Here is a 15,065-nt window from a genome sequence, read left to right as displayed (position 1 = left end):
TATAGATACTTAGGTATTTTTACCAGTAGGAAATCTAGTTGTACTTTGTGAATCATCTAGTGGCTTTCGTTTTTGGTTATCCACTACTCGCGTAGGGAGAAGTGCTGGTAAATATATTGATAAGGCTGCTGCTTCTATTGCAGGATTTTTCGGAGGGAAATCTACCACTCCAACTCCTAAGCCTACACCGAAACCAAGTAGTTGTTTTACTGCTGGAACTCTGATTGCGACATCAGCTGGTGATAAACCGATTGAAGAAATACAAATTGGAGACAAAGTTCTAGCCAAAGATGAAAAAACAGGGAACCTAGACTATAAAAAAGTAGTCCATCTCTTTGAAAGAGAAGTAGACGAGATTTATGAAGTCTATGTTTCCGATCAAAAGATTGAAACCACTGCCGAACATCCTTTCTGGGTCGAGGGCAAAGGCTGGACCAAGGTAAAAGACCTACGTGAAGGTGATAAACTCCAGACTTCAGAAGGCAAACGGATTCCTATTGATAAAATCGTAGTGAAGAAGAAACATGCTACAGTTTATAATATTGAGGTTGAGGGGTATCACACGTACTTTGTGTCTAATTTGAACATTTTTGTTCATAACAAGGCAATGAAGAGCCCAGCATGGGTAGCAGACAACAGGATTCCTTTGGATAAAGAAACAGCATTGTCTAGTCTCAAGAAAACTAAGATTCCCCCTGTGAAAGGGGCTCAAGTATACAAGGATGGGGATAGATACCTCCATCGTGATACGTTCCATAAAGGCCCAGGAGCTCATTTGGAAGTGTATGACAAAAGGGGAAGACATCTTGGAGAAGCTGACCCAACAACTGGAGAACTAATTTCGGGAACAATTGACCCTACAAAAAGAATAAATGTGAAATAAAAGTAACAACTATGGGATTTGTCAAAATCAAATCCCATAGTTGTTAAAATGATCAAACGTAAGAAAATAGGAGAGATTGATTCTATGCGAGTAGCGTTACTACATGAACTAGAAGCCAAGGATAATGATGTATATTTATTTGAATGTGTTTTAGATAATGTTGTCATAAACAATAATTATATAGGTGTTAAAGTCATGGACACCAATTTTAATAAAGTGAGGTGTATAGACCTTTTTGAGGGAGTTATTATACATTCACTATACAAACATTATTACAACAATGAAGTATTGTTGTATTGTCCAGATAATGAGTGTATGATCTATACCAATTTGGATTCTGGAGATTTTCAAATAATAGAATTGAAAAATGAATTCGCAGATATTGTTTTCTCTTCAATATATATTTGGAAAGAGCAAGATGTCTTATTTACAGACTATCAAGGTCGCTTCTATAAGTTGTGTATCGAAAGAAAGAGATTAGAAGCTGTGGACTTAAATACGATTATGAAATCTCATATGCCTTTTTATGATTTGTGGAGCAAAATATCTAAATATAAGATGATTAGTTTACATGAGAATGGTACTGGAGATTATATGTTATTTGAAGATAAAGATCATAATCGAATTGGTGTGTTGAACTATCAAACAAATCAGGAAAGCTATATAACATATCCTAGTTATCGTGCACATGAAATTATCTTTCGTAATGGTCTATTTGCTTTTGTACAAGAAGATAGTATTTGTCTTCTAAAAAATGGGCGAAAAATAGATAAAATCAAACCACAGTCTTTATTTTCTTTTCTTAGAGGAAGATTTGTATACGATAATGGGAAGAGCAAATTATTTACCTTGAGTAGTAATCGATCTGATGCTACGAACAGTATTTTATCTAGTTATGATGTATCTAGTTGGATGTAGGTAATTGAAAATTTTATTCATTCAGGTATGGTAGATTGTGAGGCAACTTTGTTAATGACCAAACATTTATTAGCTGGTATTTAAATAAACAATAGTGGCTTAAAACTCGCTTCTAATCTAAACTAGAAGCGAGTTTTTCTCTTAGCAAAAGGACGAATCTGGATCGAAAAAGCTACTCATTCTTCTTCGAGAGGGAAGAATGAGTAGCTTTTTCCGACTTAACCCCCTAAATATTGAGTGGATCTCTCTTATTCTCTGTAAATCGCAGATTTAGATATTATTCATTCAGTGTATTATACATTCACGATGAGTGATGAAATTTGCTTTTTAAGCGTAGCTTGAAAAAACTCGTGAGGTGCAAGATCAAATAATCTCCCATGGATCCGACGTTTATTGTAGAAATCTATATAATTGATTACAGTCTCATATGCCTCTTGATAGTTTTTAAACTCATGACGAATCAAACACTCACGCTCCAAAGCGCTGTGAAACGATTCGATATGGGCATTTTTATTGGGCGTACGAGGTGGGATACGCTCGTGTTCCAGATAGTTTGACCGCAGAAACCTCCGAATAAACGTGAGATAAACTGCGGTCCGTTGTCTGTGCGGAGCACAGGCAACTTCTTCTGTTCATATTGCTGACGCTTCAGTAAAGCCCTTTGAATGGTCTGAGTTGCATGTCTGCTTTCACAAGAGAGCCCTATATGATAATCCACGATGCTTCGATCGTACACGTCAAGTATTGATAACAGAAAGAAGAAGCGCTGTTCGCCTGTTACGAAACCATATTTGATATCGATCTCCCATAATTGATTCGAAGCCGTTAAGACACGATTGCAAGCAATCTTTCTTGGGAATACAGGATTTGCTTTTCGTTGAGGTTGAAGTAAATTCATTGCCTTCGAAGTAAAACCGTTAACTTCCGATATCCATATACTGCTTCCTCGCCAGAGGATAATTCGCCCAGCCATTCCTGTATTTGAAGGTCACTAATTGCTTCATCTTGCTTATTCAAAGAGAACCCAGGAATAGGACGTCCTCCGTTAGAAGTTCTCTTTTTTCTATGACGATGCTTTTGGCGATAATAATATATTTGCTCGCTTATCCCGACTATTTTCAGCACCTTGCGTGCTGTATAACCCTGCTTAATCCATTTGTCGGCTACTTCCACTTTTATTTCATTAGTAGAAAGGAATTTAGAAATGAGAGATATTGTAATTGATGGAAAAGACATCATGACGATAAGTCACTTACATAAATTACTGAAGGAGAAGCTGGGCTTTCCTGATTACTATGGAGAAAATTTGGATGCTCTTTGGGATTGCTTAACAGGATATATTGAACCAACAGCTTTACAATGGTTAAATTTTCAAGATTCTTTTGAAAATCTATCTGATGAGGTTGAGGAAGTTGTAGTGGTGATGAGAGAAGCAGAAAAAGAGTTTGGAGAGTGTTTTAGGCTTACATTAATGTAGCTAGGTTTGATCTATCTCCTTTACTAGTTATCTATACAATGTAATTAACAGCAGGAGGGGATGAACTGACCTGGTCAAGCAAGCAAAATTGTAACACTCCATTGAAGAAATCAAATCAACTATACCTCCATTGGAGTTTTTCCATTTAAGGCACTGTGAGGTCGTATATGGTGATAATAACGAAAAATATAGTCGTCAATCAATTGGTTTAAATGGTCAAAATCTTTAATCACGTAGTGATTCAAGTGCTCGTTCTTCAGTTTTCCAAAGAACGATTCCATTGGAGCATTGTCATAGGGGCATCCTGATGCACTCATGCTTTGTATAATCCCGTTCTTCGAACAGAATTCAGTAAAGGATTTCGAAGTGAACTGAACACCTTGATCACTGTGCACAATCACTCCTTTTTTAGGTGAACATTTGTGGAGCGCCATTTGGAGTGTCTTAATAGCTAGATCAGCAGTTATGTATGATGCCGTTTTGGTGGAAACAATTCTGCGGTTGTTCAGATCCAAAATAGAACAATTGTAATAAATTTGTCCACTGGCCAGATGAATATATGTAAAATCAATACACCATCGTTGATTGGGGTATTCAGCAGTGAATTCTCTAGCTAAAACATTAGGAAACACTCTGTGTTTCTTACTCTTTACATAAGGTGGTTTTCGTTTGAACACAATGGATCGCAAACCCAGTTCTTTCATATATTTATAGACTGTTACCTGGCTACATAAATGCCCTTCGTGAGCCAGCCTTCTCTGGATCATCCGGTAACCCATTTTCCCACCATAACGATGGTAAATTTCCTTTTGGTTTGATTGATCCATTCGATTGGTTTGTTTGTATTCTTCGCGGTATTTCTTGCCCCAGCTGTTAAGACTTCCTGCTCCCAGTCCGTATTCCTTTGTCAGGCTGTTTACACTTCTTCCCTCTTCGAGGTGCATACGCACTAGCTTCTCTTTAAAAATGGGATCATAATTCTTTCTTTTCACTTTGCAACACCACTTTCTATGTCTTTATTATATCTCGTCTAATTCTTTGTGGTGTTACAATTTCACTATAGCAGGTCACTTTTAGAGGGGAGGGACGATAGGAGGAAAATGTGGTTCTGAGCATTCATTTAGAAAAAGATTTCGGATCACGTTACGATTTCTTCACGAGGTCTCCTATCGGTTGAATCATGAATGATGAGTCATTAACTAAAGATCTGTATAATCAGATAATAAAAGAAAATGGTTCATATTATCGAGAAGTGTTTTTAAACAAAAGTGAGACGGATGCTAAAGATCAGTATTGGAAAGAATTAAAAAGGATGTTTGCTGATCTTTCAGATGAAAATAGGGAGACTCTCTTTAAGTTGGTTAAACATATACAAGTGGATACAATAGCTGAGATGCTAGGAGTCCTTGATGGAATAGTGTCGGTAGGTAATAATGGGTTTCTTGAGTTTAATGTTACATTAGACGGTAACGATGAGCCGATTAACGGGTGTTTACAAGATTTTTTCTTATCGTATGTTGAAGAGAATGAGTGATATATACATAGGCTTATGTCTATTTACAGGGAATTTACTAAAATCGCCCCTAGGCCTCGGTCTGGAGGCGATTTTGTTTAAGTTGATAGTTACAAAGATCGCTATAATTAGTACACTACATCTGTATTTGTTAATCAACAAAGTAATGAAGTTGTAGGAGTTTGGCCAAGTAGCTTTAAAAGATAGGATTTAATAGTATAGAAGTCTTGCATAGAGGCTTCTATACTATTTCACGGGAAGGAGCAGATTTCTATATGATAAAACTTACGAATCTTAGAAATGTCAGTAGTGAGATCAATGGCAGTTATACACCAGAAGTGAACACTTACAATATTGTTTCTGGGTTTATGTCAGATAATTCTAGGCCTTTTAGAGTTTCCCAGAGTATAATGTTCTGGATAAATGAAAGTGGATTTCTTGGTGAAATTGAATGTATTTATCCGGCTATCGTGAACGAATGGGCTTGCAATTATGCCGATAGGTGTATTAAGGAAATTGGCTTTCCGCAACTTGAGATAATTACTCCTTCTAACCAAGCTTATGTTCAGTCCTTAGAGGAAGGGTTCATTATTTGGTTTAGCAAAGGGGAGCTAATTGATTTGGAAATTGCGTTCAGTAATGCAGTTTTCTTATTTTCAGGCAATGAATTAGTTGGTTTAAAAATAAGTCCCATTTTAATAGTAGAATGAAACTATGATCGAGCAAATGAAAAAAGAACTTTTAAAAGGTAATATGGAAGAGGCTAGAGAGCTTGCTTTTCAGGTTGATTTTGACGATTTACATGAATGTCTCATAGGACTGTCTCACGAAACTGGAAGTATGTTTATATATACCTTCGGATATAGCCTACTCTTGAAACAGGAAAGTGCGAAATTACATGAGCTTTTGTACGTCATGTTATCTATATCTCTCCCTTATATTGAAGGTGCTTATGAGAGCTCACTTTACCATGCGAGGAGAGCAGCTGCACTAGATCCTGATGATGTAGAGTACAAATCCTGTATCCTGCTATTTCACGAGATTCCTGATCAGCTTGTTTCCAAAGAAGAGGCTGTGGAGATAGCGAAAGAGATCATAACCGTTGATCCTACAAATTCTGCTGCTACAAAGATATTATTAAGGTATGGCATAGCGTAGATTTGCGTATCCGGTCTTCATATAAAAATGTCGTGATACACCTGACGTAAGTGCATATATATTAGGAATGCAACTACCCCAATATCTCCTTAGGGTGGTTGCATTTTTATATCCTAAAATTGCTTGAAAGGGTCATGGAAGCATACGGGCAGATCTAGAAGAGGGCAATAACCAAGTTCGACATTTGAAGCAGTGATGGCGTGGGTTGGGAAAGATTACAAATTTACTCTTGATCCGAAAGGAAACTTTATTTATTCTAGTGCAGATAAGATGAGGGCCATTCGTATGGGGTATAAGCCAAAAGAAGAGATGATCAGAGCTAACTTCACAGAAAATACTGGATCGCCTTCAGGGAGAAGAACTGAGGTGATTGTATGATTAAAATACTTTCTTTGATTAGGGATTATGAAGATTGGGGCGAGGGAGAAGATGATTTTGTAGTGCAGTATGAGTTGCAAATCGGGCTGGAGAATTCGGCGGATTATTCAAACTTTTCCTTTGATGTGATTAGCCCTAAAAGGTTAGAGAGAAGTATTAGTGACAAAGATATTGAAATTGGTTATGGACTTTTGATCATGACTGATTTTAATACTAAATTGGTTGAGAATACTGTGGAGAGGCTAGTTCATATGTCTTGTGGAAAAGATTATGACGAAACCGTATGTCAATTGTCTAGGTATTTTAGAAGAAGGATGGATAGGGGCGATTAATGCAGGTATACAGGAGATACGGTGGAGGAAGTCTGACCAAGTAATGCGCCGCGCCGATAAATATAGCTGCATAAGCTAAATCGAGAGCCTATTTTAGCTATAGAAGACGAGCTTCTCACTTTATATATATGGTTATGTTAAGGGAAGTTAATCTAACTTTGTGGACAATGACAAGGTTGCTAACAAAACTGCTAATGACTTTGCTAACAAACCATAGAAAATGAGGTTGGTTGAGGTAAACCTATATTTCATGAAACCGCGGTTTGTTTAGGACTATTACCCCTTATTGCATTGTATATGGTAGATTCCGTGGACTTGAAAACTACTGACGTTGCAAGGAGTCTGTGGGCGTGAATCCTACCTCCTGCGAAATTAATAATCTAGCTATTTGTTAGTAAAAAGTGTAATCGGATTTAACTCCACGATTACACTTTTTTGATGTATATTAGCTTGAGTGATGAGAAGTTGAGGGGGAAGAGGAGACTATCCGATGTATGAGTACAAAGTGATCAAGGTACCTACCTTTGCTAATCCAGAAGATTATGAGGCAGTGATGAATCGTATGGCGGAAGATGGCTGGCGTTTTACTCAGATGTCTATTAATCAAATATTGGGAAGCGATCAGACATTTTAGACTTACTATTCTATTTTATCTAAATAATATAAAAAATATGCCCTAGCAAAAAATGAGAAGTTGAATAATCTAGTAAATACAGTTCTATCTTTACTAGTAGATAGGGATACGACGTAACCACAACACTGAGAATCGCCTCTATTTGGATGACATCGAGAAAAAACATGAGAAGGAAGAGATAGATCGATGACATGGACATATGGGAAGATTGTAACGGTGGATGAGTTAATCGAGTATATTACCGAAAATGATCGATCGAAGCATCCAGAAATCCATATTCATCACACATGGAAACCCGATCATTCCAGCTTTAACGGGGCAAACTATATTACCTTGCAAAACGGTATGAGATCTGCCCATTTAGGGAGAGGGTTTATTACGATTGCACAACACGTTTCTTTGTTTCCTGATGGGAAGTTCGTTCTAGGTAGAGATATTAATCTCCCTCCAGCTAGTGCTACGGGCTATAATGATTCAGACTCAGATGGTGTTCACCCATTCATGGTCGAAACAGTGGGGAATTTTGATGTGGGCCACGATCCTTTTCAACATCCACAAAGCACGTCCTTGTTTCAATTAACTGCCTACTTCGTGAAGTATAGAGGTGCGAGAATCAAGTTTCATAACGAGATGAGCAGTAAAACTTGTCCAGGGAGCTCTATTAATAAACAGTGGTTTGTCGGTGAAGTGCAGAAGGTTATAGACGGTGGGGGTGGTAGTAATCCAGAAATTCCAGAACCCGGTTACACCGAAATCGCTTATCCTGGTTACCTCATTCGGAAGGGAGCAAGAGGCCCTGTTGTGGGGCGTATTCAGCAGAAATTAGGCGTAAAAGTAGATCAAATATTCGGCTCTGTGACAGAGAAGGCCGTGAGAGATTGGCAGAAAATCCATGGATTACAAGTGGATGGAGTGGTAGGGCCTAACACTTGGAAATCGATGTTCCATAATCCGAATGTATATCCAGGGAATTTGATTCGAAGGGGATCGAAGGGTGACATAGTGAGAGCGATCCAGCGGAAATTGGGTGGGCTGGTAGTGGACGGTGTGTTTGGCGTTAAGACAGAGGGAGCAGTGAAGGCGTTTCAAAAACGAAACGGGCTTAAACAAGATGGAGTTGTAGGCCCAACGACATGGCGAGCATTGTTTGGATAAGGAGAACCCCCCTTTATTTCTTTGTGTAAAGGGGGCTCTTTTCATCACTGAACCGTGAGCGCTCGTTTTTATCACATTGCCTGTGATTGCACTACTTGTTGTTTCGGCCTCATTTGTGTGATTAAAAATATGCTATATCGAATGGCTACATACATAACCATGGCACTTGCGATAATGGTTTCCATGATGCTCAGCGTATGTCCGGCTGTGCCGTTATAACCTAAATATTTTAATGTATTGGTAAGGGCTGTTGCACAAATGACGAGTGGAAATGTAAATGCTGCATAACTGGGATAAAATGATAGACGTAATAACTTAGGTAGTTGCCATAATACACTTACGTATAGAGCTTGTGAAAGAATAAGAAGTGCCCAAACAAAGTTTACTGATTTCGTTTCAAAATGCGCTAAATATGCCGCTAATAACAGCGATCCGGGTGCACATAAAATCGTAATAAGCGGTAGCGCAGCCATTTCTAAATCACGCATCACAAAAATGCGAATGAATACGAGTGGTAGTAAAATAAGATAGAACACTATAGATATCCAAAAGATAACGGTTGATATCAACGGTACTAGGCTACCTGCGGTGAGCGGAATAATCGCCATCCCAATATACGTAATAAACCAACTTGGATAGATATGAATCATGGTTACCTTGCTTTGTAAAACAAAGCGATAGATAAAATAAACCATTAATGAAATGTGAACGATCGCGGCAATCCCCCAAATGATGCTCCAAAAGATGCTTTGCTCCATAAAAAAGCTACAAAATACCATTGTAGCCATTGGAAATGTGGGAGATACAGCAGCGATCATCGGATTTTGTAAGTCATGAAATATGTGACTTGGTGTGAAAAAGATTTTGCAAAGCATGCCTACTAAAAAGATAGATCCAAGTGTGATCATCATGTAGGCCAGCCAATCAACGTGAAAGCTAAATTGCAATTTTGCTACTGAAAATAACGCTAAAATCAAACCATTGATTGGAATCGGGATGTATTGTAACTTGTTAATCATCAAATATTTCTCCTCTAGGATTCCTTCATAGTCATGATATAGACTCCAGCCCTGACTTACATGAGCGTCTCATCAACAAACTCATTCTACTACAGGTTATCAAAGTTGTGTTACAAAAAAGCAACCATGAAAAATTCCAGTATCTCATCATGATAGACAATAATAAGATACTGGAATCGCTCATTGTTTTTTGTTGTTCTTTACTACTTTTCCATTGAACTAATTCGATCGCGAATAATATGTGTTGCAGCGACCATATTTTTTAATGAAGCAACGACTTCTTCTTTATTCCTTGTCTTTAATCCACAATCGGGGTTAATCCAGAATTGGTTTGGTTCAAGTACTTGCAAAGCTAGTTCGATCGTGCTGACGATTTCATCAACGGAAGGAATCCGTGGACTATGAATGTCGTATACACCAAGGCCAATTTCTTTGTTATAAGCATGACTCCGGAAGGAGTACATTAATTCTCCGTGACTACGAGAGGCTTCGATTGAGATGACGTCTGCATCTAGATCGCTAATGGAATCAATGAAATCGTGGAATTCGCTATAGCACATGTGTGTATGGATTTGTGTGGTGTCTTGAACAGAAGAGGTGGCGAGACGGAAGGATGCAACAGCCCAAGCTAAATAGGCGGACCATTCTGTTTTCTTGAGCGGGAACCCTTCACGTAGGGCGGGTTCATCCACTTGAATGACGCGAATTCCAGCAGATTCCAATGCTTCTACCTCTTTTCGCAGGGCGAGAGCGATTTGATCGGATACTTGATTTCTGGAGAGATCGTCGCGTACAAATGACCAGTTCAAGATGGTTACAGGGCCGGTTATCATTCCTTTTACGGGTTTTTCTGTAAGGGATTGAGCGTACATACTTTCTTTTACTGTCATCGGCTCTAGAAATTCCACATCTCCATAAATAACAGGTGGTCGTACACAACGTGATCCGTATGATTGGACCCAGCCGTTCTGTGTAAAAGCAAACCCACCTAGCTTTTCGCCAAAAAACTCTACCATGTCTGTCCGTTCAAACTCGCCATGGACCAAAACGTCTAAGTCGATTTCTTCTTGGATGTCGATCCATTGCTTAATTTGACCTTGTATAAAACCATCGTATTGCTTAGTAGACCATTCTTGTTTTCTCCACTTTTGTCTAGCTTGGCGAACTTCTGAGGTTTGCGGAAAGCTTCCAATGGTCGTAGTAGGAAGTACAGGGAGCTTTAAGGATTCCTGTTGTTTCGGTTGTCTTTGTTCAAAGGCAGATTGACGAGTGATATCCTGTGACTTTACACTTGCTACCGCTGCATGGACAGGGGTGCAGTTTCGGACTGGAGACCTGGCTAAACGATCAAGTGCTATCTGGTTTTCTCTTAGGGCATCAGCAACCGTATTTTCTCCATCTTGCAATCCCTTCAGTAAGCACAAAACTTCATCTAGCTTTTCGTCAGCAAACGCTAATACGTCCTTCACAAGCGGATCTAAGTTTTGCTCTTGATCGAGGGAAACTGGGACATGAAGTAAGCTACTTGAAGGCTGAAGCCATAGTCGATCTTTCGGTACAGCGCCCATAATGGTGTTCAGCAGTTGTAACTTGCTATCTAGATCAGAGCGCCAAATATTTCGTCCATCGACTAGCCCAACACCTAACACTTTGTCATCTGGGAATCCGACTTTTACAAGGGACTGGATATTTTTTTCTAAGCCGTGTACAAAGTCTAATCCAATCCCTTGTACAGGTAGATCTGTTAATTCGGAGTAGAATTCAACCGAATCAAAATAAGTTTGTAACATGATTTTCAGCTCAGGAGCCGCCTCATGAAGTTGATTATAGATATATTTGACCGTTTCCATCTCTTCTGTGGTGATAGACGTGACAAGAATCGGTTCATCAAACTGGACCCATTCCACGCCCTCTGCTGCTAACTCCTGCAAGATTTGTGAATACAGCGGCACAAGTTGCAGAATAATGGCTGGCAACTGAGTCTCTGTATATCCTTTTGAAAGCTTTATAAATGTATAGGGGCCCACTAAAACAGGCTTCCCTGTAACGCCAAGCTTTTCTTTCGCTTCTCGGTACGCAATAAGTGGCTTGTTTTCGGTTAAGGTGGGTGCGATATCACTTAATTCAGGAACAATGTAATGATAATTTGTGTTAAACCATTTCGTCATCTCACAGGCTACAGCGGCTTGACAACCACGAGCCATAGCGAAGTAAGTTTGAAGAGAAACCGCGCCACCTTGATAAGAAAATCGCTCTGGCACAATTCCAAACATAACTGCGGTGTCGAGCATGTGATCATATAGTGTAAAATCGCCAACGGGGATGTAGTCAATCCCTTTGTTGTTTTGCTTTTGAATATGGTGAAGACGAATTTGCTCCATCTGTTCTTCGAAATCGGATCCTTCTAACTTTCCAGCCCAAAATGCTTCTAAAGCCTTTTTCCACTCCCGATTTTGGCCGATACGTGGGTATCCTAGATTACTGCTTTTCACTCTACTCATCTCAATGTCCCCCATATGATACGTATTTCCTAGCGCACGCAAAAAACATCTCTAACAGTTGAAATGAAACGTTAGAGATGCCTAGTGAGGGCAGAGATGCACAGAGTCTCCACCTAATAGTCATTCTAACACCTCCCTATCTCCCGTAGGTCTTGCAGTGTTGTCAAAACAGGCAGGTCTCCTGACTTAGGATCTTCATCAGAACACACCTTCCCAATCCTGACGGATCAGTGGTGGTTGTTTGTGTCTGACTCCCCTTTTACAGTGGCGGGACCGTGTCGGATTTGCACCGAGCTTCCCTTTTCATCCTTGAACATACATGATTCAAGGAACCTGTTTTCACTTATTCAATTGTTGTAGAGATATTATGGATTATGCGAGCAGATTCGATATTATGTTGATTCGAGAATTATCAGTTTTTTATACTGAGGCGAATCTGCTCCATTCCATTGTATAATAAACGTGTAATATTTTAATAGATAATTGATTATAAATGTTTAAAATATAAATAAAAGATGGCTTTTAACCATTCAATGAAACGGATCCCTAAAGATGTGGAAATGTTGAAGGAGGAAAATGATGTTCGTTAGAAAGCTATTTGTTTCGCTGCTTCTATCGCTTGTTACGGTGTTGGTTATAACTAGTCCAGGAAGCTATTTTTCTTCTCTTGATTCGATCTTCTTTTTATCCCTGTATGTATACCCATTTTACTTTATCTATGCGTTACCAGTATCATTACTAGCCGATTGGATAGCAAGTAAGACAAGGAGATACTCGCGGATTGCATCTTATGTCTTACATGCTATAGGAGGTGTTTTATCGGCGTGCATAATCGGGCAATGGGATTTTGCCATTACGGGACTTATTTGTTCGGTTGCTTATGCATTCGTAAACCATCTGGCTTCATTAGCTAGATTTAGCTCTTGGATGACGAAAGGAACGATCATTTTGCTTACTGTCAGTATCGCTTTGTTCATTGTTTCCTATAGTATATCTATGAGTTGACTCCAGTATAAGACCGTTTGACACTAAGGACCAGCTGTGGTAAGATATCGCTTGTATGTTAAGCGTTCGATTTGTGTAACGCTAACGATACCGCGCAGGATCGGATTGTAAATAGGGCGTATACCCTTTCCGTACCTTGGCGAGTCCTGATAAAGAGGAGGGTAAACTATGTACGCTTTGATCGAAACTGGTGGTAAACAATATCGTGTGGAGAAAGACGGAGTTCTATTCATCGAGAAGTTGGAAGCAGCTGAAGGTGAAGTAGTAACTTTTGACAAAGTTCTTCTCGTTAACAAAAACGGTGAAACGGTTGTCGGTTCTCCAATCGTTGCAAATGCAAAAGTAACCGGTAAAGTGGTAAAACACGGTCGTGGTAAAAAAATCACGGTGTTCAAATACAAGCCGAAGAAAAATTATAAGAAAAAACAAGGCCATCGTCAGCCATTTACTAAAGTCGTAATCGAAAACATTGAAGCTTAATGATTCGAATACGGATTGAACGAGATAACCATGGCGGGGCTAAGCGAGTACTTGTAACCGGTCACGCTAGATTTGCAGAGCAAGGGTCTGATATTGTTTGTGCAGCCGTTTCAGGCATTGTGTATGGACAGGTAAATGCCATCGAGATCTTAACAGGTGTGAGGGTACATCAACCGCATGATGGTCGTGGAAGAGTAGATCTTCAGGTTCCAGAAGGACTTGCTCTTGAAGTGGAACAGAAGATTGACTTGCTTGTCGAAGCTATGGTGATTTCGCTCAAAGATATTGCTGATTCGTATCCACAATACGTGAGATGGATTAACAAATAAACTCATAATCGAAAAGAGGTGGAATACATGCTTAAACTAAATCTACAAGCCTTCGCATCGAAAAAAGGGGTAGGTTCTACAAAGAACGGTCGTGACAGTAGATCCAAGCGTCTTGGTGTGAAGCGTGCTGATGGTCAGTTCGTACTTGCTGGGAACATCTTAGTTCGTCAACGTGGTACCAAGATCTATCCAGGTCAAAACGTTGGACGTGGTGGAGATGATACCTTGTTTGCAACAGCAAGCGGCGTTGTGAAGTTTGAGCGTTTGGGTCGTGACCGCAAACGTGTAAGCATTTATCCAACAGTTGAGCAAGAAGTAGTTGCTACTCAAGCTTAATGGTTCGGAATATTACCCTGGCCTAGAACGGTCAGGGTTTTTCATTTCTCTTGATTCTTCTCGACAAAATCTAACTCTCCTTGCTATATTTCGATTTATTTGCTTTGTATTGTGGCGAATATTGTAAATTTAGAGTACAATTTTTTACATGTACAAGCTTTGAGAGTATAGAGTAGTTGAGAGGAGACGGGCGATCTTGGTAGAGCGAATGAAAGAGATCATTTTGCCTTTTTTACCATTGGGTATAGTATTCATAAGTTGGACGATCGTAACTTGGGAGAGTTGGGTGGATTTAGTGTACCTTACCCTGGCACTCTTAAGCTGGCTTTTGGGTGCTTTTATGATTCGATATAAGCTCGAAACCAAGAGAGAGACGGCCCAAGCAGAGAAACTGAAAAAAATTTTGAGTCGAATTCGCCATGATTGGGCAAATCATATACAGATGATGATCTTTTTTCTCCAGATGAAGAAAGAAGAAGAACATTATAGATATCTAAAAAAATTAGCAGAAGACGTAAATAAAGAGAAGCACATTGGTGTGTTTCAGTCCCCTTTATTAGCGACTTTTCTTTTGACCATCGGGGTCGAGCATACTAACTGGAAGTGGCATGTAGATATCAGCAAAGATATTCGCATCTCCTTACCCGAAGAAGAGGATTTGCTACAGATGATTAAAAGTGTAGCGGATTGGTTCGATCAGGTTGGACAAGGTAAGTATGATTGGGCGCAAATACAGCTTACTTTATCGGAAGAGGAGCAAGTTGTATATGTGACATTTGAAGTATTCGATTATGATCATAAGAGGATTGTGCTTCCTGTAACGGATGCTTGGGATCGTTTAGAAGAACGAGTTAGTAAATTAGGAGGGAAAATTTCCCTTTCTAGAAAAAAACAGAGAATGATGATCCAGCATATTTGGTGACACTGTACATAGGACGGTGAAGAAA

21 protein-coding genes and 1 riboswitch are annotated in these 15,065 nt (G+C 39.3%); of the genes, 14 read left to right on the top strand and 7 right to left on the bottom strand.

Annotation, left to right across the window (positions count from 1 at the left end; translation table 11 throughout):
* Positions 1-9 precede the first annotated feature (9 nt).
* A complete protein-coding gene (locus BT147_RS15795; protein ID WP_286118940.1) occupies positions 10-276 on the bottom strand; it encodes a hypothetical protein in 267 nt (88 codons plus the stop codon).
* Here BT147_RS15795 and BT147_RS14975 point away from each other — a divergent pair.
* Together BT147_RS14975 and BT147_RS02540 are read left to right on the top strand one after the other, a co-directional pair.
* Positions 221-883: a polymorphic toxin-type HINT domain-containing protein gene (locus BT147_RS14975; RefSeq protein WP_353640697.1), complete on the top strand. Its 663-nt coding sequence runs from the start codon at positions 221-223 to the stop codon at positions 881-883. The two genes, BT147_RS15795 and BT147_RS14975, sit on opposite strands and share 56 nt — an antisense overlap.
* Positions 884-967: 84 nt before the next feature.
* Positions 968-1,801 (top strand): hypothetical protein, encoded by an 834-nt coding sequence (locus tag BT147_RS02540; protein ID WP_072330570.1) that lies wholly within the window; start codon positions 968-970, stop codon positions 1,799-1,801.
* 293 nt (positions 1,802-2,094) lie between these two features.
* On the opposite strand, the gene BT147_RS15945 is transcribed toward BT147_RS02540, so the two are convergent.
* From BT147_RS15945 to BT147_RS15380, 3 genes are read right to left on the bottom strand one after another with little or no spacing between them, the layout of a single operon-like run.
* On the bottom strand, positions 2,095-2,301 hold the full coding sequence (locus BT147_RS15945) for an IS3 family transposase (protein WP_353640696.1): 207 nt from the start codon (positions 2,299-2,301) through the stop codon (positions 2,095-2,097).
* Positions 2,262-2,699: a DDE-type integrase/transposase/recombinase gene (locus BT147_RS15190; RefSeq protein WP_177239636.1), complete on the bottom strand. Its 438-nt coding sequence runs from the start codon at positions 2,697-2,699 to the stop codon at positions 2,262-2,264. The genes BT147_RS15945 and BT147_RS15190 overlap by 40 nt, the downstream gene beginning before the upstream one ends.
* Positions 2,696-2,974 (bottom strand): hypothetical protein, encoded by a 279-nt coding sequence (locus tag BT147_RS15380; protein ID WP_177239634.1) that lies wholly within the window; start codon positions 2,972-2,974, stop codon positions 2,696-2,698. The genes BT147_RS15190 and BT147_RS15380 overlap by 4 nt, the downstream gene beginning before the upstream one ends.
* 31 nt (positions 2,975-3,005) lie before the next feature.
* Here BT147_RS15380 and BT147_RS02530 point away from each other — a divergent pair, with 31 nt between their 5' ends.
* A complete protein-coding gene (locus BT147_RS02530; RefSeq protein ID WP_072330568.1) occupies positions 3,006-3,278 on the top strand; it encodes a barstar family protein in 273 nt (90 codons plus the stop codon).
* Positions 3,279-3,397: 119 nt separating this feature from the next.
* On the opposite strand, the gene BT147_RS02525 is transcribed toward BT147_RS02530, so the two are convergent.
* Entirely contained in the window at positions 3,398-4,270 is an 873-nt protein-coding gene (locus tag BT147_RS02525) for an IS3 family transposase (RefSeq protein ID WP_083426301.1), read from the bottom strand.
* 188 nt (positions 4,271-4,458) lie between these two features.
* On the opposite strand from BT147_RS02525, the gene BT147_RS02520 reads away from it, so the two are divergent.
* The 6 genes from BT147_RS02520 (at position 4,459) to BT147_RS02490 (ending at position 8,448) form a co-directional block, all read left to right on the top strand.
* A complete protein-coding gene (locus tag BT147_RS02520) occupies positions 4,459-4,812 on the top strand; it encodes a transposase (RefSeq protein WP_072330566.1) in 354 nt (117 codons plus the stop codon).
* A gap of 254 nt (positions 4,813-5,066) precedes the next feature.
* Positions 5,067-5,501 (top strand): hypothetical protein, encoded by a 435-nt coding sequence (locus BT147_RS02515; protein WP_072330564.1) that lies wholly within the window; start codon positions 5,067-5,069, stop codon positions 5,499-5,501.
* 16 nt (positions 5,502-5,517) lie between these two features.
* Entirely contained in the window at positions 5,518-5,949 is a 432-nt protein-coding gene (locus BT147_RS02510; protein WP_143187885.1) for a hypothetical protein, read from the top strand.
* A gap of 374 nt (positions 5,950-6,323) precedes the next feature.
* A complete protein-coding gene (locus tag BT147_RS02500) occupies positions 6,324-6,659 on the top strand; it encodes an Imm8 family immunity protein (protein ID WP_072330553.1) in 336 nt (111 codons plus the stop codon).
* Positions 6,660-7,149: 490 nt separating this feature from the next.
* Positions 7,150-7,293, top strand: a complete 144-nt coding sequence (locus BT147_RS02495) for a DUF4177 domain-containing protein (protein WP_083426300.1) — start codon at positions 7,150-7,152, stop codon at positions 7,291-7,293.
* 186 nt (positions 7,294-7,479) lie between these two features.
* A complete protein-coding gene (locus tag BT147_RS02490; RefSeq protein WP_072330551.1) occupies positions 7,480-8,448 on the top strand; it encodes a peptidoglycan recognition protein family protein in 969 nt (322 codons plus the stop codon).
* 71 nt (positions 8,449-8,519) lie between these two features.
* On the opposite strand, the gene BT147_RS02485 is transcribed toward BT147_RS02490, so the two are convergent.
* Together BT147_RS02485 and metE are read right to left on the bottom strand one after the other, a co-directional pair.
* Entirely contained in the window at positions 8,520-9,467 is a 948-nt protein-coding gene (locus BT147_RS02485; RefSeq protein ID WP_072330549.1) for a TDT family transporter, read from the bottom strand.
* A 203-nt stretch (positions 9,468-9,670) separates the two neighbouring features.
* The gene (gene metE, locus BT147_RS02480) at positions 9,671-11,968 is read right to left on the bottom strand and encodes a 5-methyltetrahydropteroyltriglutamate--homocysteine S-methyltransferase (RefSeq protein WP_143187884.1); all 2,298 of its coding nucleotides are present in this window, start codon (positions 11,966-11,968) and stop codon (positions 9,671-9,673) included.
* A gap of 154 nt (positions 11,969-12,122) precedes the next feature.
* Positions 12,123-12,320, bottom strand: a riboswitch (cobalamin riboswitch).
* Between the two features lie 227 nt (positions 12,321-12,547).
* Between metE and BT147_RS02475 the strand changes: the two genes are divergently transcribed.
* The 5 genes from BT147_RS02475 to BT147_RS02455 all read left to right on the top strand — a co-directional run bounded on the left by BT147_RS02475 (position 12,548) and on the right by BT147_RS02455 (position 15,040).
* Complete coding sequence (locus BT147_RS02475; protein ID WP_072330547.1) at positions 12,548-12,973, top strand: hypothetical protein; 426 nt, start codon at positions 12,548-12,550, stop codon at positions 12,971-12,973.
* A gap of 168 nt (positions 12,974-13,141) precedes the next feature.
* On the top strand, positions 13,142-13,453 hold the full coding sequence (rplU, locus tag BT147_RS02470; protein ID WP_072330545.1) for a 50S ribosomal protein L21: 312 nt from the start codon (positions 13,142-13,144) through the stop codon (positions 13,451-13,453).
* Positions 13,453-13,782: a ribosomal-processing cysteine protease Prp gene (locus BT147_RS02465; RefSeq protein ID WP_072330543.1), complete on the top strand. Its 330-nt coding sequence runs from the start codon at positions 13,453-13,455 to the stop codon at positions 13,780-13,782. Before rplU ends, BT147_RS02465 begins: the two co-directional genes overlap by 1 nt.
* A 27-nt stretch (positions 13,783-13,809) precedes the next feature.
* On the top strand, positions 13,810-14,118 hold the full coding sequence (gene rpmA / locus BT147_RS02460) for a 50S ribosomal protein L27 (protein WP_072330541.1): 309 nt from the start codon (positions 13,810-13,812) through the stop codon (positions 14,116-14,118).
* Positions 14,119-14,314: 196 nt separating this feature from the next.
* Entirely contained in the window at positions 14,315-15,040 is a 726-nt protein-coding gene (locus BT147_RS02455; RefSeq protein WP_072330539.1) for a Spo0B domain-containing protein, read from the top strand.
* Positions 15,041-15,065: the final 25 nt, after the last annotated feature.

Source organism: Thermoactinomyces sp. DSM 45891, from assembly GCF_900119485.1.
Taxonomy (GTDB): domain Bacteria; phylum Bacillota; class Bacilli; order Thermoactinomycetales; family Thermoactinomycetaceae; genus Baia.
The sequence above is the reverse complement of the archived record's forward strand: the minus strand, read 5'-3'. Positions and strand labels throughout refer to the sequence as shown.